This is a genomic window from Candidatus Poriferisodalis sp. (assembly GCF_965215815.1).
In the GTDB taxonomy this organism is placed as follows: Bacteria; Actinomycetota; Acidimicrobiia; order Acidimicrobiales; family Poriferisodalaceae; genus Poriferisodalis.
The window spans coordinates 866586-887996 of sequence record NZ_CBDCEO010000012.1; the positions used below are offsets into that span (position 1 = coordinate 866586).

The 21411-nt window shown below is 64.8% G+C and carries 19 protein-coding genes and 1 tRNA gene; 5 read left to right on the forward strand and 15 right to left on the reverse strand.

Features of this window, described 5'->3' with window-relative positions:
• Positions 1-3: 3 nt before the first annotated feature.
• The 3 genes from dnaJ to lepA all read right to left on the reverse strand — a co-directional run bounded on the left by dnaJ (position 4) and on the right by lepA (position 4251).
• Positions 4-1167, reverse strand: coding sequence for a molecular chaperone DnaJ (dnaJ, locus tag ACOOHB_RS05835; RefSeq protein ID WP_420443861.1), 1164 nt, complete (start codon positions 1165-1167; stop codon positions 4-6).
• A gap of 11 nt (positions 1168-1178) precedes the next feature.
• Positions 1179-2234 (reverse strand): heat-inducible transcriptional repressor HrcA, encoded by a 1056-nt coding sequence (gene hrcA / locus ACOOHB_RS05840; RefSeq protein ID WP_420443862.1) that lies wholly within the window; start codon positions 2232-2234, stop codon positions 1179-1181.
• A 178-nt stretch (positions 2235-2412) separates the two neighbouring features.
• Entirely contained in the window at positions 2413-4251 is a 1839-nt protein-coding gene (gene lepA / locus ACOOHB_RS05845; protein WP_420443863.1) for a translation elongation factor 4, read from the reverse strand.
• Positions 4252-4385: 134 nt separating this feature from the next.
• On the opposite strand from lepA, the gene rpsT reads away from it, so the two are divergent.
• A complete protein-coding gene (gene rpsT, locus ACOOHB_RS05850; RefSeq protein WP_420443864.1) occupies positions 4386-4649 on the forward strand; it encodes a 30S ribosomal protein S20 in 264 nt (87 codons plus the stop codon).
• 16 nt (positions 4650-4665) lie between these two features.
• Here rpsT and holA read toward each other — a convergent pair whose 3' ends face one another.
• The 4 genes from holA to ACOOHB_RS05870 all read right to left on the reverse strand — a co-directional run bounded on the left by holA (position 4666) and on the right by ACOOHB_RS05870 (position 9271).
• Positions 4666-5637 (reverse strand): DNA polymerase III subunit delta, encoded by a 972-nt coding sequence (gene holA, locus ACOOHB_RS05855; protein ID WP_420443865.1) that lies wholly within the window; start codon positions 5635-5637, stop codon positions 4666-4668.
• Complete coding sequence (locus tag ACOOHB_RS05860) at positions 5619-7313, reverse strand: ComEC/Rec2 family competence protein (RefSeq protein WP_420443866.1); 1695 nt, start codon at positions 7311-7313, stop codon at positions 5619-5621. The genes holA and ACOOHB_RS05860 overlap by 19 nt, the downstream gene beginning before the upstream one ends.
• A gap of 145 nt (positions 7314-7458) precedes the next feature.
• A complete protein-coding gene (locus ACOOHB_RS05865; RefSeq protein ID WP_420443867.1) occupies positions 7459-8103 on the reverse strand; it encodes a helix-hairpin-helix domain-containing protein in 645 nt (214 codons plus the stop codon).
• 10 nt (positions 8104-8113) lie between these two features.
• Positions 8114-9271, reverse strand: coding sequence for an MFS transporter (locus ACOOHB_RS05870; protein ID WP_420443868.1), 1158 nt, complete (start codon positions 9269-9271; stop codon positions 8114-8116).
• A 143-nt stretch (positions 9272-9414) separates the two neighbouring features.
• Here ACOOHB_RS05870 and ACOOHB_RS05875 point away from each other — a divergent pair, with 143 nt between their 5' ends.
• Positions 9415-10461: a phosphotransferase family protein gene (locus tag ACOOHB_RS05875; protein ID WP_420443869.1), complete on the forward strand. Its 1047-nt coding sequence runs from the start codon at positions 9415-9417 to the stop codon at positions 10459-10461.
• Between the two features lie 51 nt (positions 10462-10512).
• Positions 10513-11526, forward strand: coding sequence for an LLM class F420-dependent oxidoreductase (locus ACOOHB_RS05880; RefSeq protein ID WP_420443870.1), 1014 nt, complete (start codon positions 10513-10515; stop codon positions 11524-11526).
• A 19-nt stretch (positions 11527-11545) separates the two neighbouring features.
• Here ACOOHB_RS05880 and ACOOHB_RS05885 read toward each other — a convergent pair whose 3' ends face one another.
• From ACOOHB_RS05885 to ACOOHB_RS05895, 3 genes are all read right to left on the reverse strand, one after another.
• Positions 11546-12001, reverse strand: a complete 456-nt coding sequence (locus tag ACOOHB_RS05885; protein WP_420443871.1) for a type II toxin-antitoxin system VapC family toxin — start codon at positions 11999-12001, stop codon at positions 11546-11548.
• Positions 11983-12240 carry a hypothetical protein gene (locus ACOOHB_RS05890; protein ID WP_420443872.1) on the reverse strand — a complete coding sequence of 86 codons (258 nt, stop codon included), beginning with the start codon at positions 12238-12240 and terminating at the stop codon, positions 11983-11985. Before ACOOHB_RS05890 ends, ACOOHB_RS05885 begins: the two co-directional genes overlap by 19 nt.
• A 101-nt stretch (positions 12241-12341) precedes the next feature.
• The gene (locus ACOOHB_RS05895; RefSeq protein ID WP_420443873.1) at positions 12342-12737 is read right to left on the reverse strand and encodes a pyridoxamine 5'-phosphate oxidase family protein; all 396 of its coding nucleotides are present in this window, start codon (positions 12735-12737) and stop codon (positions 12342-12344) included.
• 89 nt (positions 12738-12826) lie between these two features.
• Between ACOOHB_RS05895 and ACOOHB_RS05900 the strand changes: the two genes are divergently transcribed.
• Both ACOOHB_RS05900 and ACOOHB_RS05905 read left to right on the forward strand, forming a co-directional pair.
• Positions 12827-12899 (forward strand) — tRNA-Ala (locus tag ACOOHB_RS05900).
• On the forward strand, positions 12863-14188 hold the full coding sequence (locus tag ACOOHB_RS05905) for a tyrosine-type recombinase/integrase (protein ID WP_420444670.1): 1326 nt from the start codon (positions 12863-12865) through the stop codon (positions 14186-14188). The genes ACOOHB_RS05900 and ACOOHB_RS05905 overlap by 37 nt, the downstream gene beginning before the upstream one ends.
• Positions 14189-14454: 266 nt before the next feature.
• Here the strand turns inward: ACOOHB_RS05905 and ACOOHB_RS05910 are convergent, their stop codons facing one another.
• From ACOOHB_RS05910 to ACOOHB_RS05930, 5 genes are read right to left on the reverse strand one after another with little or no spacing between them, the layout of a single operon-like run.
• A complete protein-coding gene (locus ACOOHB_RS05910; protein ID WP_420444671.1) occupies positions 14455-15423 on the reverse strand; it encodes a carbohydrate kinase family protein in 969 nt (322 codons plus the stop codon).
• Positions 15423-16514 (reverse strand): hypothetical protein, encoded by a 1092-nt coding sequence (locus ACOOHB_RS05915; protein ID WP_420443874.1) that lies wholly within the window; start codon positions 16512-16514, stop codon positions 15423-15425. Before ACOOHB_RS05915 ends, ACOOHB_RS05910 begins: the two co-directional genes overlap by 1 nt.
• Positions 16511-18430: a hypothetical protein gene (locus ACOOHB_RS05920; RefSeq protein WP_420443875.1), complete on the reverse strand. Its 1920-nt coding sequence runs from the start codon at positions 18428-18430 to the stop codon at positions 16511-16513. The genes ACOOHB_RS05915 and ACOOHB_RS05920 overlap by 4 nt, the downstream gene beginning before the upstream one ends.
• Positions 18427-19500, reverse strand: a complete 1074-nt coding sequence (locus tag ACOOHB_RS05925; protein ID WP_420443876.1) for a phosphoribosyltransferase-like protein — start codon at positions 19498-19500, stop codon at positions 18427-18429. Before ACOOHB_RS05925 ends, ACOOHB_RS05920 begins: the two co-directional genes overlap by 4 nt.
• Positions 19497-21347 (reverse strand): hypothetical protein, encoded by a 1851-nt coding sequence (locus tag ACOOHB_RS05930; RefSeq protein WP_420443877.1) that lies wholly within the window; start codon positions 21345-21347, stop codon positions 19497-19499. The genes ACOOHB_RS05925 and ACOOHB_RS05930 overlap by 4 nt, the downstream gene beginning before the upstream one ends.
• Between the last annotated feature and the right edge of the window lie 64 nt (positions 21348-21411).

Consider the following 21411-nt stretch of genomic DNA (forward strand, 5'->3'; position numbering starts at 1 on the left):
ATCTCAGAGCTTGTGGCGCCGCTTGCGCCGGCCAATCGACCGATTGTCGCCGTCGTGTTGGGTCTCGGTCGCCTGGGCGAGCACAGGGTCGGCGTTGCCGTCCACGAGTTCACTGCGCTCGGCAGCAACCTCACGCAGCTTCGCCGCCTCGGACTTCGAGAGCTTCTTCGGGATGTCCACCCGCACCACGACGTGCAGGTCGCCCCGTCCGCGCCCGTTCGCTCGAGGCACGCCGAGTCCGCTCAACCGGAGGGTGTCGTTCGGCTGCGTGCCCGCCGCTACAGCAAGTTCCTGTGGCCCGTCCAACGTCTCGAACGACACCGTCGCACCCAGCGCTGCCTGCAGCATCGTCACCGGCAGCTCCGCCACCAGGCTGTCGCCCTGGCGCACGAAGACATCGGACTCGGCAACACGCAGGTGCACATACAGGTCGCCCGCGGGTCCCCCGCGAGGCCCGACGGACCCGCGGCCGCTCAGGCGCAGCGTTGCACCAGAATCGACGCCAGACGGCACACGTACAACGAGCGAGACGTGTTCCGCTCGACGCCCTTCGCCCCGGCACGACCGGCACGGTTCGGCAATCTCCTCACCGATCCCACGGCATCGAGCACAGGGCGCAGTGGTCACCATCTGGCCCAGAAAACTCTGGCGCACTTGGCGAACCTGGCCAATGCCCTCGCAGACGCTGCAGACGGTCGGCGACGTGCCCTCTGCGGCGCCCGAGCCATCGCAATCGTCACACCGAACCAGTGTCCGCACCTCGATCGACCGGTCGGCGCCGAAGACGGCCTCGGCGAAATCGAGGTCGACGACCGTTTCATGGTCATCGCCCCGGGGCGGACCTGCGGGGCGGCGCGATCGGCCGCTGCCGAACGGGTTCCCTCCGAAGAATGACTGGAAGATGTCGCTGAGGTCGAAGTCGAACGCGGGTCCGCCCATCCCGCCCCGCAAGCCCTCATGTCCGAAGCGGTCGTATCGGGCCCGCGCCTCGGGATCCGAGAGCACGGCGTAGGCCTCGCTGATCTCCTTGAAGCGGGCCTCAGCCCCGTCGTCGCCGGGATTCGCATCAGGGTGGTGCTCACGGGCTTTGCCCCGGTATGCACGCTTGAGATCGTTCTCGCTGACGTCGCTGCTCACACCGAGCAACTCGTAATAGTCCGCAGGCATCTGTGCTGGGTCTATTCCTGGGCCGATCGCGAAAAGCCCGTCGGCACATGTGCGCCGTCGCCGTCTCCGAGCGAAGCCGACAGCCTCCGGCTCACCGTGTGCACCGCCGCAAGCGCCTTCGAGTAGTCCATCCGTGTCGGCCCGAGCAGGCCGACGCTGCCGACGGTTCGGCCATCGACCTCGTAGGGCGCAACCACCACCGAGCATTCCGCCAGCGGCTTCATGCCGGTCTCGGATCCGATGGCCACACTGAGACCGCGATCCACCAGGCTTCGCAGCAGCGTCACGACCATCAGTTGCTCTTCCAGCACCGACAAGACTGAACGCAGCGATGACGCGGGTTCGAACTGCTCAGTGATCTTGGCTGTGCCACCCACATAGAGCTCGCTCGGATGCGGTTCGTCGGCAGCCAGGGCGGACAGGGCCGCGGCCACCAGTGCATCGGTTGCCGCATCTCCGGTTGTAGGAACCACCAGCGGCTGGGTACGAGTCCGTCCCACAAGCGCTTCGGCCAGGACGGCAGAGGCCGCACCTGCAGCAGGCCCCTGGGCCGCCGCCTCCAAGTCCGGGTTGCTGTACACGTCGACGTAGGTCCGCTCCACGACGCCCGACGACATCACCAACACCACAAGCAATCGACCGCCGCCGAGGTCCACCAGCTGGGCCGATCGGATGCTGTCAAGGTCGTGGTTGGGCGCGACGACCATCGCTGCATACTCGGTCAGGTCAGACAAGAGCCGGCTGGTGTCGGCGAGCAGCTCCTCAATCTGTCCTTGGGCATGGGCGAAGAACGCACCTACCTGCCGGACGCCTGTGCTGTCCAGGGAACCGGGCCCGAGGCCGTCTACGAAGTACCGGTAGCCCGCCTCAGTCGGCACGCGACCGGCACTGGTGTGCGGCTGCATCAGGTAGCCGCCAGATTCGAGCGCGGCGAGGTCGTTTCGCACGGTCGCTGGTGACACATCGAGGCGGGTCATCTCGAGCACCGCTGCGGAGCCGACTGGCTGCGCGCTCTCGATGAAGTTCTCGACCACCGCTCGCAGCACCGTGGCTCTGCGCTCGTCCATCACTCCTCCGCGGCCCCGGCAGCTTGCCCAGCGCCGCACCCATGATCGGGGCCGATGCCCGCAATGGTGTCGATGCTACCGACACCCCTCCGAGGCAGCTTTGGGCTGGCTGCTTCTGGCCTCTTGCGCTCATGTGGCCGGGCTTCGCCGACGCGGCGAGCGAAGGATTCCCGGGCGTCTACTGTTCGAGGCGCAACGCCGAGACGAAGGCCTCGTTGGGTACCTCGACGCGCCCGATGGCCTTCATCCGCTTCTTGCCCTCTTTCTGCCGCTCGAGCAGCTTGCGCTTGCGGGTGATATCGCCGCCGTAGCACTTCGACAGCACGTCCTTGCGCTTCGCTTTGACCGTCTCGCGGGCGATGATCCGCCCGCCTATGGCGGCTTGGATCGGAACGTCGAACAGCTGACGCGGGATGAGTTCGGCGAGCTTTGCGGTAATGGCCTTGCCGTAGGGATACGCGCCATCGCGGTGACGGATGGCAGAGAATGCATCGACCGGTTCGCCGTTCAGCAGGATGTCGACGCGCACGAGGCGCTCAGTCCGGTAGCCCGCGTGGTCGTAGTCGAGGCTCGCGTACCCCTGGGTTCGGCTCTTGAGCTGGTCGAAGAAGTCGGTCACCACCTCCGCCAGCGGCAGCTCGTAGCGCAGCTCGACGCGTTCTGGCGACAGGTAGTCCATGGAGGTCATCGAGCCCCGACGCGACTGGCACAGGTCCATGACCGCGCCCGTGTAGGCAGTCGGCGTCAGCACGGACACGTTCAGCATGGGCTCGGCTATCTCGACAATCTGAGCCGCCGATGGCAAGTCGGAGGGGTTGTCGACCTCCATCTCGCAATCGTCGTCGGTGTGCACCCGGTAGGCCACCGACGGCGCTGTGGCAATGAGGGACAGTCCGAACTCGCGCTCGAGCCGCTCGCGGACAATCTCCATGTGCAGAAGACCCAAGAAGCCGCAGCGGAACCCGAATCCCAGCGCACCTGAAGTCTCGGGCTCGAAGGTCACGGAGGCGTCATTGAGCCTCAGCTTCGCCAGCGCCTCTCGCAGATCGGTGTACTCGTCGCCGTCGACGGGGAACAGCCCGCAGAAAACCATCGGCTTCGGGTCGTCGTAGCCCGCCAGCGGTGCATCAGCCGGCGCAGCAGCGGAGGTGACGGTCTCGCCGGAGCGCGCCTCAGCCACGTCCTTGATGCCCGCGATGAGGTACCCGACCTCGCCGGGTCCCAATTCGTCTGTCGGTGTCACCGCGGGCAGGCGCAGTCCGACTTCCTCGCACAGGTACAGCCCACCGGCGTGCATGAACCGCAGCCGATCACCAGTGCGCAGCCGACCGTTCATCACACGCAGCGAGGACACCACGCCTCGGTACTGGTCGAAGTGGGAATCGAAGATCAGCGCCTGAAGCGGAGCTTGCGGATCGCCGCCGGGCGGGGGGATGCGTTCGATAATTGCGTCGAGCAGTGCTGCGACGCCCTCGCCGGTCTTGGCCGAGATCGCCAGCACCTCGCTCGCGTCAATCCCCAGCACGCGTTCGATTTCCGACGCGTACAGATCCGGATCGGCCGCGGGGAGGTCGATCTTGTTGAGCACCGGCACGATGGTGAGATCTGACTCGAGAGCCAGGTAGCAGTTCGCCAACGTCTGCGCCTCGATGCCCTGTGCGGCATCGACAAGAAGCACTACGCCTTCACAGGCCGCCAGCGAGCGACTGACTTCGTACCCGAAGTCCACATGCCCAGGTGTGTCGATGAGGTGCAACGTGTGCCCCTGCCAGCTCACCCGCACGTTCTGGGCCTTGATGGTGATGCCGCGCTCGCGTTCGAGGTCCATGGAATCGAGGTACTGGGCGCGCATCGAGCGCTCCTCCACAGCGTCGGTCAATTCCAGGATCCGGTCCGACAACGTGGACTTCCCGTGATCGATGTGGGCGATGATCGAGAAGTTGCGGATCGAACCGGGCCCGACACGGGCAGACCCACGGGCAGACCCTTGAGCAGACGCTGGAGGCACGTGGGGCATTGCAGGCCGCACGGTACCCTGCGAGGCCGGATTCGGGACAAACCGTGGCTACTCGCCTCGCGGCCCAAACACACCCAACCGACTCCCAGCGGGCATGCCGTTGTGACCGCCACCGAGACAGAGAGCACGCCTTCGTGGCCAACATCAAGAGCCAGATCAAGCGCAATCGCCAGAACGAGACGCGCCGGGTGCGAAATCGCGCCGTGCGCTCAGAATTGCGGACTCGCGAGAAGGCAGTCATCGCTGCTGCGGAAGCCGGTGAACCCACCGATGAGCTGATGCGCGCCGCCCAGAAGCGTCTCGACATGGCGGCCACCAAGGGCGTCATCCACCCCAATGAGGCAGATCGGCGCAAGTCCCGTCTCGTGGCCCGTTCAACGCGGGCCAACGAGGCCTAGACCGCTGCGCTAGCGATCAACGCGCACCGGCCGCGAGCCGCGCGCAGAGAATCTCGACAACACATCGGGGATCGAGTCCGGACCGTCCGCGCAAGTCCACGTCAGCCGCCGCCAGAAGTTCGACGGCCCTCGCGATGCCCCCGCTGCCGCGCCGCCGGCTGGCATCGAGCGCCTTACGGGCCGGAAACGTAGAGCCGCGTAGGCCCAGCACACGAGCCGCCTCTTTCTCGTTCGCAGCATCGGCGCCATCGAGGCGAGCCATCCGGGTGATGTGCCCTGCCACGGCTGCGGTGACAGCCAATGGGTGGCGACCGGCGCCCCACATGCGCCCCAGCACGGCGAGTGCGCCGCCCACATCGCCTCGATCGATCGCGTCGGTCAGCTCCCATGGCGGGACGTCACCCTCTGCGCCGAGGTACGGCAGCACTTCATCGGGCCCCAACCGGGCACCTGCGCCGTAGATGGCCTCCAGCGTTTCGATCACAGCTCCGAGGCGGCTGAGCTCCTCCCCGAGGTGGTCGGCGATGCATGCACCAGCACGGGCATCGAACTGGACCGAGGCCTCCGCGAGACGCTCGGTGAGCCAGGTCCGGCGATTGCGCGCCCCGCCGGGCACGTCGGACGCGATCCGCTGGCCACCGGCGGCTTCGGCCGCTTCGACGAGCGCTCGAGGCACACGGGCTGCGTCCCACTCGAGAACGAGATCGGTCGTGGGACACGGATCATCAAGCCAGTTGATGAGCGATGTGAGCTCGGCCGCGCCGAAGCGGCTGAGACCCCGGCCAACGACTACTCGGTGCGACGCCAGCATCGGCGGCGTCGATGCCGAGATGACGAGATCGGACAGGGTGAACTGATCGCCCGAGAACTCGTCAAGCACGTCTGCCCGGTTGGCATCGCCGACTAGCTCGGTGACCGCAGCACGCACTGCTTCGGCGGTGAGGATTTCGTCTGCACCGCTGACGAGCCTTACGGTTCCGCCTGCCACGCGTTCGAAGCTACCGCCGGGGCAATATCGAGACGGCCCGCGGACGGCTCTACTTGCAGGCCGCCCACGGCGACCGGCTGACGCAGAGCCTCATGTGACACCGAGCCACCGAAACCAACGGGCGCCAGGACGCGTGCGATCTCGTGACGAGCATCCAGCGCCCGCACCGCTTCTCGCCCTGCCCTGCTGGCCGAGCGGGCCACGAGCACATCTATGTCGTCGATCCCGGCCGCGGCAAGCGCATCGAGGGCCCGCGCCGGATCGGGGCGGTCCACGACGACGACGGTGGGTTCGAGGTGCTGCACCGACAGATGCGTGCCCGAAGGAAGCGCCGGCCGATGAGCTCCGGCAGCAACCCAGACCCCAACGCCGGCCACAGCTACGGCCAGTCCGCGTAGCACAGTGCCCCAGGGTCGCAACAAGTACGCAACGGCTGCGCAGAGCCCGATGACGGTGACGGCTGCGGCAACTTCTGACGCCTCGATATGGGGCCATCCCAACGCCGCGCCCCATCGGGCCACACCAGCAACCCAACCCATCATCAACTTGGTCGGGACGTGGAGCACCGATGCCACGGCGTCGCCCGCCACGCCGCCCGCGAGACCCCCGACGAGCCCCCAGACCATGGCAGGACCTGCAATCGGCCCGGCCAGGACGTTGGCGGGAATGCTCACAAGCGGAAGCGAGCCGAACACGGCAAGCTGGACGGGCAGCACTCCCACCTGGGCGCTCAGCGTCGCTGCAAGGGCCAAGCGCAACCACGACGGACCCCACAGGAGCCTGGAGATGGGGCGAGCGCCGACCACGATTGCGGCCGTGGCGGCGACGGAGAGCTGGAAGCCAACCGATCGCACCAGCAGTGGATCGACAAGTACCAGCACGATGACCGCCAGCGCGAGCAGGCGCGGAGCGGATACCCGCCTGCCGATCGCATGTGCTCCGACTGCCAACGTGGCGAGCACGCAGGCCCGCAGCACCGAGGGCTCGCCTCTGGTCAGCACAGCGAACTGAGCGAGCAGTACCCCGACGGCGCCGAGCCGGGCGACCGGCCGCAGCCGGACCAGCAGCGGTGCGAACAGCAGCAACACGAACGCCACGTTCGAACCGGACACAGCGAGCAGGTGAGTCAGTGAGGTCGCCCGGAAGTCGTGCACGACTTCGGGCAGCTGTCCTCGATCGTCACCGTAAACGAAGCCGGCAAGCAGCGCTGCATCCCGTTGCGACAACGAATCACTCGACGCTTCGACGAGGCTGCGCATGGAGTTTGCGAGTCGGAACGGCGCACTGCCGCCGTCTCGGCGCCATGCCGTGTGGATCTGGGCGCTCCCCGCAAGATGCCGCGGCCACAGGAAGGGTCGGTCGGCGGGCTCGGCGGGTGCCACGGTCGCGCTCAGGAGCCAGCGCTCCCCCAACGCGGCGTCTTCCAGCGCCCACGCAGCGGGACCGCGTGCACGGCCTTCCCACCGGAATTCCTTGCCGTCAACGACGGCGCTGAAGGGAACGACCAAGGCGCCCGAGCGCCATCTGGGATCGCCGACCAGGACCGCTTCGCCTTCGAAATCTCCTCCCACCGCCGCGCTCAACTGGGCGACCTGTTGCCCCATGGCCGCAGCCCCCAGAACCAGCAGACCGGCCGGAACGAGCACACGGGCACGGGTTCGCAGACCCGCCCCCACCAGAACTGTCCCCCACCACCACCAAACCGAAGGCGCCCACAGAGCTCCGGCTGCTGTCGCGACCGCTCCGGTGACCAGCCACCGGTCGCCGACAGCGCTGAGACCTCCGAATTTCCGGGGCGCCGCTCGTGGCGGACTCGGCGACTCAGACCTTCGCATGGGGCCGGAGCTGGGAGAGCTTGGATGACCCGATCCCGGGCACCTGTGCCAATGCGTCGAGCGTCGCAAACGGACCGTGCTTGGCTCGGTAGGCAACGATTGCCGCCGATAGCGACGGGCCGATGCCTGGCAGTTGCTCGAGCTGTGCCGCCGTCGCTGTGTTCACATCCAGCGGTCCGGAGGCATCGGCGCCGGCCGCTCGGGCGACGGGTTTCTCCCCCACGAGGGGTACGTAGATCTGCTGCCCGTCACGCATTCGCTCTGCAAGATTGACGGCCGCAGTGTCGGCGTTTGCATTCGGGCCGCCGGCTGCATCAATCAGGTCTCCGACCCTGAAGCTGGCTGGAACTTCGTAGAGCCCTGGTCGCTGCACCGCACCAGCAAGGTGCACACGCATCAGCGACGGTTGGGTCGTCGCCACTGGCGGCGGCGCTCCCGCTGCTGCCAGCGGCAGCTCGACCGGCTCGGGCGCGCCGTGCCGGACGCCGGCCAGGAAACCTGCCGTAACAACTGCACCGATGGCGCCGAGCAGCACCACGACAGGTACAACGCCGACCCTCCGGGCGAAGCCCGCTGCTTCAGCCGCTACCGAACGCCAGTCCGTAGAGCGCTCAGCGTCCGGCGCCCGCATAACCGCGACCCTAGTTAGACAGCGTGATTCCCTTTGGTGGAATTTTCACTGCTTTCAATCTCAGCATTACGATGCCCGAGAGCACCAGGCAGACGACGCCCCAGACACCGAAGAGCCAGCGTGAGCCGAACTGCCCGTACAACGACGGGCCTAAAAGCGCAGCGATGGCAGCCATCATGAGACCGATTGCCTCGAGCACTCCGGTGCCCATCGCCGCCTGTTCGACGCCGGTCGCCTCCAGTATCAGGACCTGTGCACCCATCTCGCTGTAGGACTCCGTGATCGCTTCGGCCACTCCGATTGCGATGAAGGTCCACAAGCCCCCGACCCAGCCGTACAGCACCACCGCGGGCGCGAACAGCACGAGGGCGGGCACGGCTACCCGACCCCCGCCGAGACGTTCAGCCAGGGCGCCGGCGTGCGGGGGCAGCACCATGAGCGGGATGCCGAGAACGAGGAGCCCGATGGCGAACTCAGTCGAGGAAAGCCCGACATCGGTCAGGTACCGATCGACGGTCGCGTCAAACATTCCCACCAGACCCCAGATGCCGACGTGCACCAGGATCGCCGCCTGCACTCGGGGCCGCCGCAGCAGGTTGAGCAAGTCCGAGTAGTCCACGGCAGTTGCTGCGATCGGCGACTTCGAGATCAGGATTGCGGCGAAAGGTCCGACCAGCGCCATCAACGTGCCTGTGAGCAGGAACGGCGCCTCGAAGGAGATGCCGCTGAGCGCCGCGCCGATGAACGGGCCGCTGATGAAGCCGGCGACGCCGAATGACAGCAGGCCGCCCACCTTGGAGCCGCTGCCGCTGATGTCGAGCCCGATGAGCGCCTTGCGTGCCACCAGACCGAAGAGGCCGAAGCTGACGCCCGCCAATGCCCGACTGGTCACCAGGGACCAGGTCGACTCCGCGAATACGAATCCAAATGCGCCCGCCACCGCAGATACCACCGAAACCCACACCACCAAGCGGTGATGGCCTCGGTCCACCAACGGCGACAGCAGCAGCTGAGACGCCAACCCTGCGACGAAACCGACCGATGCGATCATGCCCAGCTCGAGGTTGGTGAGGTCGTAGCGGTCTTGAAGATCCGCGAGGTAGGCGAAGACGACGCCCAGGGAGGCCGAGACGAAAAACTGTGTCGCATAGATCGTCACGAACAGCACCGGCGAAGCGTATTGGTGCTGGTGCCTGGCTGGGCCATTCCCGCCCGGCTCCGACCCGCCCGCACTCACCCCTAGCGGGGCATCACCGCACCGCCGAGGCCATGATGGAGTGCGACGAGCTTCGACCGCTGGAGGGAACGACGGTGCCAGCTGCAGGCGACCCTGCCTCCGATCCGGTCGCGGGAATCGATCCCGTGCCGGTCACGAACTGGCTGGCCGAACGAGCGGCGGTCGCTCCTCCGTTGCAGTTCGGGCTCATCACCGGTGGACATTCGAACCTGACCTATCGCGTCACCGACGCGCAGGGCCAGCGTTGGGTGCTCCGACGTCCGCCGCTGGCTCACTTGCTGGCCGGCGCGCATGACATGGTGCGGGAACATCGCCTGCTTTGTGGCCTGGCCGAGACCGACGTGCCCACCCCACCGGTCGTCGGGTTGTGCACCGATGCCTCGGTGAACGGCGCCGATTTTTACGTGACCGATTTCGTCGAGGGCAGCGTGCTGCGATCCCTCACAGAAGCAGATGAACTCAGCCCCAAGGCGTGCAGTGCGCTCTGCGCCCGGCTGGTGGAGTGTCTCTCTGCGATCCACGCCACCGATCTCGACACCACGGGGCTCGCCGACCTTGGCCGCTCAGCGGACTACGTCGCCCGGCAGCTGCACGTTTGGCAGCGTCAGTTCAAGGCCATGACCTCACGTGACCTGCCGATCATCGAGCGTGTCCACGACAAATTGGTGGCGTCGATACCGCCCCAGACCGACGCCACGCTGGTCCACGGCGACTATCGCCTCGACAACTGCCTGGTGACCGCGGATGGCGATGTGGCGGCGGTGCTGGATTGGGAGATCGCCACGCTGGGAGACCCGGTGGCCGATCTGGGATTCCTGCTGGGTTACTGGGTGGAGGCCGGTGACGGCTTCAGCCCGCTGGGCCACGACGCCACCACTGCGAAGGGATTCTGGACCCGCGACCAGCTCGCGAATGCGTACGCAGAGGCAACCGGCCGAGATCTCGGGGCAATCGACTGGCACTTTGCCTTCGCCAGCTGGCGTCTCGCTTGCATCCTCGAAGGCGTCCACGCCCGGTACGTGGGCGGTGCCATCCCAGAAATACCGGCCGAGGTCCACCAGTTCCCGCAGAGCATTGTTGCGCTGGCCGAGCGTGCCGAAGCCGTGCTCGCCGGCTCCTGAGCCAACTCGAAGCCTGAGCCAATTCCAACGCAGGCCACTAATGTCCCCGCCATGAAGGTAGACGGCGGCATCGGAGTCAGCAGCGGATTCGACGACATCATGGAGTCGAGCCGGGAACAAGAAGCGTTGGGTTACGACGGTCTGTGGGTGCCAGAGACCAGCCACGACCCGTTCACCATGCTCCCCCTCATGGCGCATGCCACCTCGACGGTAGAGCTGGGCACCAGCATCGTGGTGGGATTCGCCCGAAACCCGATGTCGCTGGCCTACAGCGCCAACGACATTCAGATGCTGTCGCAGGGCAGGTTCATCCTGGGCCTCGGCAGCCAGATCCGGCCCCACATCACACGTCGATTCTCGATGGAGTGGTCCAAGCCGGCTGCACGCATGCGAGAGATGATCCTTGCGATCAAGGCGATCTGGAACTGCTGGAACAACGGCGAGAAGCTGAACTTCCGCGGCGACTTCTACGAGCACACACTGATGACGCCGTTCTTCGACCCCGGTGAGAACCCCTACGGCCCGCCGCGTCTGGCGCTGGCCGGCGTCGGCCCGCTCATGACCGAGGTGGCCGGCGAGACCTGCGACATGTTCCTCTGCCACGGCTTCACCACCGAGAAGTATCTGCGTGAGGAAACCATCCCGGCACTCGAACGAGGCGCCGCGCGGGCTGGCCGTGACCTCAGCGAGATCACGATCTCCGGGCCATCGTTCATCGTCACTGGCAGCACCGAAGAGGACATGACCAAGGCCAAAGAGGCCACCAAGCAGCAGGTGGCGTTCTACGGATCCACGCCGGCGTACCGACCGGTGCTGGACTGCCACGGCTGGGGCGACATGCAAACCGAGCTGAACGCCATGTCGAAGGAAGGCCGTTGGGTCGAGATGGCCAATCTTGTCGATGACGAGGTCCTCGACGCCTTCGCCGTGGTTGCCGAGCCAGAGCGCGTGGCCGCCGAACTGAAGCGCCGCTTCGACGACGTCGTGGACCGCGTGAGCTTCTACGCCCCCTACAAGGGCGACCGCTCCCGCTGGGAGACGATCTTCAACGACCTGAAGAGCTAGTGCCAGCTCGCTCGAAGTGTCACCTGGCGACGAGTGGGTTCCTCGTCACGAGCTCGGGGAACCTTGAGAAGTCTCGATCACAGGTCAGCAACGCCTCGACCCCATGCGCCACGCAGATCGCCGCAATCTTGGCATCGTGCATCATGGGGCCGCGGACGTTCGGGCGGTTCACGATCTCCGACAACGTGTCCATGAAGCCGGCGGTTTCGCCGATCTGCCGGCATGACGGCGATGCAGTCCACGCCTCGAGCTGTCGCCATGCCTGCTCAGTCGTGCTCACGGTGTCGCCCCAGATGCGCCGGTTCGTCGTCACGCCCAAGAACTCATAGCAGCAGGGCCATGGGATGGCCCAGAACTCGGAACCATGGGCGAACTCTTGTAGGAGGCCGAACGCGTGGTGCCAGTGCGGTGAGCTACGGCGGTGGGCGTGCACGAGGATGTTCGTGTCGACAGCAATCATTCCGCGCCCGGCCATTCACGGTCGCTGAGTTCGAGCATCTCGGGCCATGTGAACTTCTCAAACGGGTTCGGCCCGTTCGGGTCTCCAATGCTCAAGTCCGGCAACTTGTAGCCGCTCACCTGGGGTTTCTCCAGCACCAGGCGCAGGCCTTCTTCGATGACGGCTCGCAATGTCTGACCGGTTTCGGTGGCGTGCCGCTTGGCCCGCTTGAGCAACTCGTCGTGCACATCGACCGTGGTCTTCACTTCACCCATACTACCCATACTGAGAAATATGGGTGATATGGGTCGACGATTTCAAGTGGTTTACGGAGTGAGCGAGAATCGACTCGAAACGCAGCGCCGCAGCGTGCCGATCAGGCGCCAGAGGAGCTGAGCGGGGCGCAGTCGGAGGCACACCCGCTGTTGCTCGGCGGTGTAGCCGGTGTGGCCGGCCGGTGCAGGACGCCTGAAGTCGGTCGAAGCTCCAATTCAAGACCATCGGTGGTCTCGACGGTCCGGGCGCTGGCGTCCACGATCATCGAGTAGCCGCCCAGCTCGTACGGCGGCCACAGCACTGAGATACTGGGCCGCTGCGCCACGTTGGCTGCTGCGGACCGGCTGGCGCCGCAGCGCAGCACCTCACCATCGAGGCGCATGGCCAGGTGGGCGATGTGCGGTGTGGCGTCGTCACGCACGGTCAGCACGTAGGCCGCTGCACCGAAGTGCTCCATCTGGTTGCCGACGTCGGCGGGCTCCACGGGGATGCTCATATGCGGGACGTTACGCCCGCAGCGGCTCCCCGCGCACCCTGCCGTCTCCTTCGAATTCCGGCAGCGCGCTGGTATCGTCGTGGAGCCTCGGGGCTATAGCTCAGTTGGTAGAGCGCTTCCATGGCATGGAAGAGGTCAGGGGTTCGATTCCCCTTAGCTCCACCCGGAGGACTTGCCAGGAATTCCCAGAAGTTCCCAAAGCTGCAGGTCAAAGAGCGTTTCTGGCAAATTGCTTGCTTTGGCAGTTCCCATGCCATAGCGTCAGTTCCCTAGAAAAAGGGAACTCGAAGAGGGAACTCGTGCGACGCTCCAAGCGCCTTACCGCCAAGACTGTCCAACACGCGCCGCCAGGCAAGCACGCGGACGGGGACGGACTCACGCTCGTCGTCAAGCCCAGCGGAACACGATCATGGGTTATGCGCTTGACCATCGACGGCAAGCAACGCGACATCGGAATCGGCGGCTACCCCAGCGTCAGCCTTGCTGACGCCCGACTGAGGGCGGCAGAGATGCGCGTTGCCACCATTGAAGGAAGCGATCCGACAGGCTCCGAACGCACCGGCGATGCCCCGGCCTTCGCTGCTGCCGCCAAGGTCGTCCACGAGATGAACCTTCCTCGGTGGCGCAACAAGCACGCCGCGAATGAATGGTTCGCCAGCCTCGAGCGCTACGCGTTCGACCGAATCGGCAACATTCCGCTACATCGCATCGAGCGTAGTGACATCATCGCTGTTCTCTCACCGATCTGGACCACGAAGCCAGAGACGGCACGACGCGTGCGACAGCGCATCCGCAAAGTCATGCAGTACGGCATGGCACACGGATGGGTTGAGACCAATCCCGCCGGAGAAGCCATCGACGGCGCTCTCCCGTCGATGCCCAAGGTCAAGAACCACCAGCGGGCGCTCCCCTACTTCGAGGTGCCTGCCGCGCTCGACAAGACAGCGTACTCCCAAGCGAGTGAGGCGTCGAAACTGTGTCTGCGCTTCTTGGTGCTGACCGCCGTTCGATCCGGCGAGGCACGCGGCGCCAATTGGGCCGAAATCGACACAGAGAACGCAACTTGGACGATTCCCGCCGAACGCATGAAGGCCAACGGTGAGCATCGCGTGCCCCTCAGCCGCCAAGCACTCGACACCCTCGAAGCCGCCAAGAGCCTCAATGACGGCAGCAGCCTCGTCTTTCCCAGCCCGCTACGTCGAGGCGAACCACTCAGCTGGCAAGCCCTGCTCAAGCTGCTGCGCACGTACGAGATGGAAACGACAGTGCACGGCTTCCGATCAGCATTCAAGACCTGGTGCATCGAACAGAGCGCTACACCTTGGGCAGTCGGCGAAGCCGCTCTAGCTCATGTCGTGGGCAACAGCGTCGAAGCCGCCTACGTCCGCTCGGACCTATTTGACCAGCGCCGGCAACTCATGCAGAACTGGGCCGACTACGTCGCACCCTGATGTACATAGCCGTTGCTCTTTGGAGTGGGACTTGACTACCAAATGGACACTTCGCGAGCCGCGCCCCGGTCGCACATGGTGCAGCGAGCACGGCTCCTGGCGGGAGACCACGCGCCCGATGCCACTCCAGTCGGATCGTGCGAGCGCGATGCATTCGGCAAACCGGTGGCAGAACGACACCCCACGGTCCGAGCAGCTGCAGCGAAACATGTCAGCTGGGGTCAACCTCACCCCGGCGCTGCCACCGCCTAACCGAGAGATGCATTTCATGACGCGTGACGCGGTAGCGCGAGGCCACATCGAGGGCAGCCACCTCGCCTAGCGCGATTAGACGGCGTAGCCACGTAGCCCGTGCGCACGCTCATTCCTCGGCGAACCCGACCCGCGCGCTGGTACATCGAGGGTCGAGAGATAGAGCTGCTCATCCCGCGTGCGCCCGGATAGAGGGTCGACATCGCCGCCACGGCCTGAGCCCAGTCCAGCGCATCCGTGAGCTTGCTCCCCGACGCGAGTCGGTGCACCAAAGCGGCAGTCAACCAATCCCCGGCCCCGCCGGCATCGACGGCTGAGACACACGGTGGCGGGATTCGACGGCAGATCCCTTCGAGCTCAAGAGTCGCACCATCAGCACCGTCGGTGATAATCCGGACCTCGCCATCAGCCGTCGGCGGCAGCCGGTCACCAATTTTCTTGCTGTCTAGACGGCTCATCTTGACAATTGTCGCCGCCGCGCACGCACGCCGGTGCGCTCCTGGGCTCGCTCTCGTGGCAGGCTCATAGACGACTTGGCGTCCCCCAGCCTGGTGCGCCGCGGCCACCGCGGCGTTGAAGCGGCATGGTCTGTCAAACACGAAGACATCGCGCAAGCCAGCTCTCAGCACGTCGATGGCCGCTTCCGCCGGCAGTGGCCGGTGTATGGCAACGCCACGCCGACACTCCGAGCATCCGTACCTGTAACGCGGAACTCCGTCACGAGACGAGTGCTCGATCAGTGGGGTCTTTGTGCCTGCATCGAGCCAGAGACCGTCAACCGCGACGCCAGCCGTTCGCAGATCCGCCACCACGGCTTTACCCGCGGAATCGTCACCAATTCGAGCCGCAATCTCAGACTGCCACCCGAGGTAAGAGAGGTTGGCCGCGATGTTCGCGGCGGTTCCGCCGGCGGCCCGTTGTATCCCCCACGGGCCGTGCACGATGTCGAGCACCACGTACCCACCACACAGAGCTTTCAACATCACGCGCGGTATGGGCTTCCCTGGAGCCAGATGGCGGTCATGTCTGTTGTATCCCGTACCCACTGATCGTCCGGGGCCTCTGGCAAATGGTGACTCCCGCTTGCAGTAACCACCGCTATCGGCTGCTCAATTGACGCAAGGCAAGCTCCGATCGAGAGCATTTTTGAGGCATGAACCGACGTGATCACCCTCACTTCGCCAAGGGGTGCGAGCAAATCCGAGGATCGCAGGTACAGACCTGTTAGCACGCGATAGCAGTCAAAAGGGTTCGCTTCTTGGACGTAGAGCAGATTGCGTTTGTCCGTTTCGAACACATCGAATAGCAACTCCCGGTGCTCGAGGATGAGGCCGTCAGCCCGCCGCGGATCACGAGCGGGAAACGGCAGGATCGGGTACACCTCGTCAGGTCCGAAATAGTCATAGATCGCCCTCAGCTCTGCTGACGAGGATTCGCCGAGGACCGGTGCCCAGATCGTGTTGGCATCCGCCGCGTCGATTCCCAGCTTGTTGCGGAACCCGGCGATGGCTCCGGGCTCGGTCGTTCCTTCTGAGCGGATCATCTGATCCAATTCGGGATTCTCCGCCACCGTTACGAGGAACTCGCCATCGTCGTGTTCACGAACCTGCTTCTCGATCGCTCCGATGAGTGGGAAGAACCGGCGTGTCGGAAGCGCTGACACGTCGAGTACCACCGCCTCGCCCACTTTCAGGATTCCGTCAGCGATCAGGGCTCTCGCCTGCCGTGCACCGACGGTAAGCGAGTCGGCCTCTGTTGGTTCCGGCGCGAGATGCATAGCGAAGCCGTGCTTATCGCTCAGTTCAGCGAGTGCTTCGCGGTTCGCCCGTGCGAGCGACGACGAAGCCCCATGCCCGACGCCGGAAGGGAGCGCCATGGCGGTGACGCGAAAGTCGATGCCAAGCTTGAGGCATCGACGAACAATGTGCAGTGTGCGCTGATCGAAACCGTCGCCGATCACGAGATGCAGCGATTCGTCGACGCATCTCGCCGCTGCTCGCAACATGTCGTTCATATCGGTGTCTCGGCCGATTGCGTAGTCCCCCCACAGCGCGCCTGGCTGAGATCCGGTCATAGGTCGAACAGCGGCGGTTCGGGCGCTGCTGGTTCCGCATCGTCACCGTCGAGGAGCCATCCGGCCACCTCGGTGACCTTCTGTTCACGGAAACTCCCACGGCTGAGCGGCAGACCTAGGCGAGGGCAGAGCAATCGATTGAGGTACAGCACCATTACCCGCTTCTTCTTCACCGAATAGTCGACATCCGCGACCAGGACATTTCGGGCTACGGCAACGCCGAGCGCCTCGAAGAGTCTGTCACCGCCTGGAATTCTGGCGCGGGTGCCCGGATCGAGGAGGCGAGTGCGGTCCTCCATCGTGATGGCGATTCCGTTGACGCCAGGGGGATATGGTGCGGTCGGACGCTGTGTCTGCTGCTCAGAGATCCGCGCGATCCGGTTGACTAGCCGGATCACGTCGGCGTATCGAGGTAGTCGGTCCGGCAGCTCTCTCCACATGCGCTCACTGGCGGAGCGAAGGATCCGGTCTTGCTCCTCGACGGGAACGGTCGGCGGCTCGTCCAACGTGATCTTGGCCAGCATGTACTCAAATACGTCGCCGCACACGCGTAAGAACTGCTCAACGTTCTCCGAGGCAACGCGGGTGATCGTGTCGGCCCCCGCGTAGTACGGCACATCGTGCTCTCGCGCGAGGAAGAGCCGCGCCGCGCCCTTTACGTCACTGCCCAGCTTCTGCGTTAGCGCAGGCCCCTCCGCTGGGTCAAAGAGCGTTTGTTGTGGCTTGTTCCTGGAACGCTCCATCAGAATCTCGGCGCCGCGCAGCAGAACTGCTGATTCGAGTGCCGTTTTGCCTTTCGTTTCATCGATCCATCGCGCGTGCAACGTGTTTGAGCCCGCCGCTTCCTTAGCGGAATTACGGATGGCCTCCAGCTGCGCGTCCTCAACAACGACGGGGGAATCGAGGAACTCAAAGAAGTCTCGCTGGCTACGCGTGTACTGGTCGATGTGCCAGCCTGCTCTCAGATTGCCGACTTCCCGAAGGATGCGATCAAACCGGCGACCGCCCCCGCGGGCGTTGGCCCGAGTTGCCTTCTCAAGTTCCAGCAGCTCGTAGTCACGACCTCGTGTCTCCCCCTGCAGTACCTCAGACGAGTCAAGCGCCGAGAGGCGCTCGGCGTACCAGCGCGCAACGGTGAGCTTGCGATCCTGCAGGGCTGTCAATACCGCGGCGCGTTGATCCTCTGCTAGCGCATGGCCGTCATCGAAGAGCAGGTGAACTGGCGGCACGGTTTGATTGTCAAAAAGGAGTTCCGCGGACGAGAGAAGCCTCAACGAGTGCAGCTGCGAATGCCCGCGGGCTGCCCGGTCCCAGTCGACCGGCTTCAGCGAGTCCAATATCTCGACGATCTCCGATTCAATCGCCCGACTTGCCTCCACCAAGGCCGTGCCGTCAAGGCCGCCGAGCCGAGCGGCAGCTACAGCCGCACGCTCATCGCTCTCGTCAAGCTCAAGGTGGAGCCGCCCCGCGTCGTCGGGGTAACGCCCTGCGCTGGAGCCGACGGCTGCACGAACCACCGCCGAGACGATGCGCGCATCAAGGAGCCGTAAGAAGAGCCGGTCAGCAATCTCTGGCGGAGCACCCGACATCGCAATTGTGCGGTAGTCGCGGCTGAGATTCAGCAGCACTCCAAGGTGCGTCGGACTGTCCGCGAGTGCGCCGACGCGATCGAGCTGCTCCGCGAGGTCGCGCAGATCATCTCGCCGAACGTTGACCTCCCGCAGACTCTCGGCGGTAAAGACCCGCAGCAGAGTTGTCTTGCCTCCGCCCGAAGCCGAGCGGATGATAAGGGGGCGGTCCCACAGCGAGTCCGGGAGGAGTTCAAGGACAGCTGCACCGACGTGTCGCAGGAAATCGAAGGTCTCGCGTTCCTGTTCCGAGGCTCGTGACAGGAACGGATTGTGGAGCGTCCTCATGGCCGCTCCGCATTGTGACGATGCCGGCGGGGAAACAGCCCGCGCTGAGATCCGCCCAAGTGCCGGGTGTCCGCCCAAAGCAGAGAGATCGAGTTGTTTGGAGCGTTGTGAGACAGCACAACCGGCAGCCTGCCGCCTCCGAATCCGTGCCGGATATCGTCACCTGCAACATCGATATGGGCACCGAGCTGATCGAGCAACCGATTGTCAAAGTACTTCTCGCACATCTCGAGCAGAACCGAATCCTCGACGCGCAGTGAGCTTGGAAGGACCTGTATCGCCTTAAGTTGCCACGACCATCCGACCTGGCCCAACAGCTGGTTGATGTGGTCGAGAGCCGTCTCGCTCGCACAATAGAGAAGCACGCTTACGTTCGGCTCGGCGACCACAGCGACATCCGTCAGGCGATCGAGTTGCTCCTTGGCCTTGACGAGACGACCCGTAAACGAACCACCATCCTTCGGCCGCATCATCGTGACGCCGCTGGCGGAGAAGTCGTCCACAAGCACCACATGCTCGAAGAGCGCAGCTTCGTCGTCAAGTGCTTTCCGAAGGTCGTCTCGCATACGTTCTGCCGAAGACTCCGCCATTTCTGGCGCGATGTAGAACTGCTCGTTCGAGAATTCGCTTGTCCTGCGCAGCTGGTCAATGTGCGCTCCGTCGCCAAGCCCGAGGATCAACGTTTGGCGGTGCAGCTTCATGAACTCGTCCGATGCCTTGATTCTCGCGAGCTCCCACGGCTGACAACCCAGCCGTGCGGCCGCCGTTCGGAGCAACGTGGGCCGGATGACATCGGGGTAGGCCGTCTCGATGAGGTGGTCAAGCTCAGCAGTAGAGATGAAGACCATCTCGTCGCGCACAAACTCAGCCGCTCGTTGTCGGTCTTCCGTGGACATCTGGCCAAGCCAACCGGTGAGGTTCTCGAGAAACCCCTCTCCTGCCCGGTAGCCACCGTATTCGTCGAACTTTAGGCGTGCCATTGCCTGGTACTCGCCGCCCCGATTCGCGACATCGGCCGCCTCCCAGTTGAGAACGCGAGCCAAGAGCTTCTCGAGGAGCTGGTCCTTCACGGGCGAGGCAGTCGAAGTCGCCAACCGGAGGACGTATTGCTCAGCGCCCTCAGATAGGCCACGAGCGCCTCCGGGCCCCGCCGTCCCGAGCGAGACAGGTTCCAGCATCGCGTCGGGTCACCGCTGCAACGGTCGACCGAAAGGGACCATCGCCGCGCAGCAAGCATCTCGAAGTCGTTCCCACCAACCTCTCCCCGGTCTCCAATGGCCAGCACCGGCTTACCGCCGCAATTCTCAAGCCTCTCCACCACTGCCACTTTGGACGTCGTGGCAGCGACCACATCGACGGAGTGGCCCGATTGCACGACCTTCAGGCCATCCGCTCCTGCGCGGGCTAGACACTCCTGCACCCAGCGCGAGACCGATGCGACGCTTAGACCGACGCCTGTCACAGGCCGAACCGAGACCTGCCACGGCCGGTTCTCAATCTTGACGATTGTCGCGAACTCCGATTCGCCGAGCACGTGGCTGAAGTGTTCCAGTTCGTTGCAGTCCGAGCGGTCGCCGGTTGGGGCAGGGTCGCGCAGGCCGATGACGACGGCACCGTTGTAGAGCCCCATCGTCACGCTCGGCCAGAGGTCTTGCGGCACCAATCCGCGGAATTCCTCGAGGAGTCCGACCCCACGCCCAGTAGCGACGCCGAGGAGACAACCTTCGTCCAGAAGTCGAATCACTTCGGAGCACACTTCGGGCAGGGGCCCGTCAAAGCGATCTTTCGTCCCACACATCGTGCCGTCGTAGTCCAACACCACGCCACCGAATCGCGTTGCGCTGACGTCCCGGCGCCATGCCGCATAGCTCAAGGACACGTTACGGGCCAGAGAGCTGCGAGCTGGGATCTCGGCTGCGGCTACTTTGCGTTCGACTGCGCCGGCCTCTTCAACCGCGATGTGCCGACGCGCTGACTGGTGATAGAGGCGTCGTCCGAACGTCGGGACCCGAGGTCGGGCAGGATCGATGCCGGCTGCACTTGCAGTCTCCCCCACCGTTCGCATCGACGCGCACAGCAGATCCAAGGCGCCGGCGAACCCTTCTCTCGACGTCCATACGCGATGAACCCGCACACCATCGGGCAGCTCCTTGAGCACCGCCTCAGCTAGCGACTCTGTCGCGGGACCTGCAAGGGAGACGATCGAGGTGGTCTCCAGGTGCCGCGCTAAGCCTGTGTGTCTCCCATGGGCAAAGTTGCGATAGTCAGCGACCTGCACACTCGCAAGGCCGATCTCGGAAAGACGAGTCTCGAGATCGATCGCCGCTGGCCGTTGGCCCGAACCGTGAAGGATCAAGACACGGTCCGTCTCAATCGCTCGTACGGGGAGCTTGAGCCATGGCAGCGTGGGCAACGCCGTCGCAGGATCCGCGGCCCGAACAAACAGGGTGGCCAACGCCAACACGCTGTTCGTCGCGAGAAAGCCGTCCAGCACGACGGGCTCGATGTGAATCGCATCTGAGAGATGCCTGGTCACGTTAGGTTTGAGCAACGCCGGGTCACGATGCGTTACGAGCACAACCGGGTAGCTGTGACGTTGCCGGGAAGCTGCGAGGCAAAAGGCGATGTCAGGATGCGACGCGCGCGACGAGATCACAACGACCGATGCGTCTCGGACCGTGGCCTCGCTCGCCAGCGCCAGAGGCGTAACCGCTGTGGCAAGGGCCCCCCAAGTAGCGACATGCACCTCCGCGGCCAGCTGCGCTACCGCGAGGCTTCCTCCGGACGCTGCGAAGATCGCTGGGCGCCGCCCCATGGACGCTTGCAGTTCGACGAGTTGTGCGATGTCCGCCCGTTGTGCTGACTCGTACGATTCCCCCAGTCGAGCAAGCTCCTCAATGTAAGTTGGTCGTCTCACACCACGAGTCTCGCAAAAATGCCGATGCACCGGAACGATACCCCTGAACTCGCACCGAACGAAT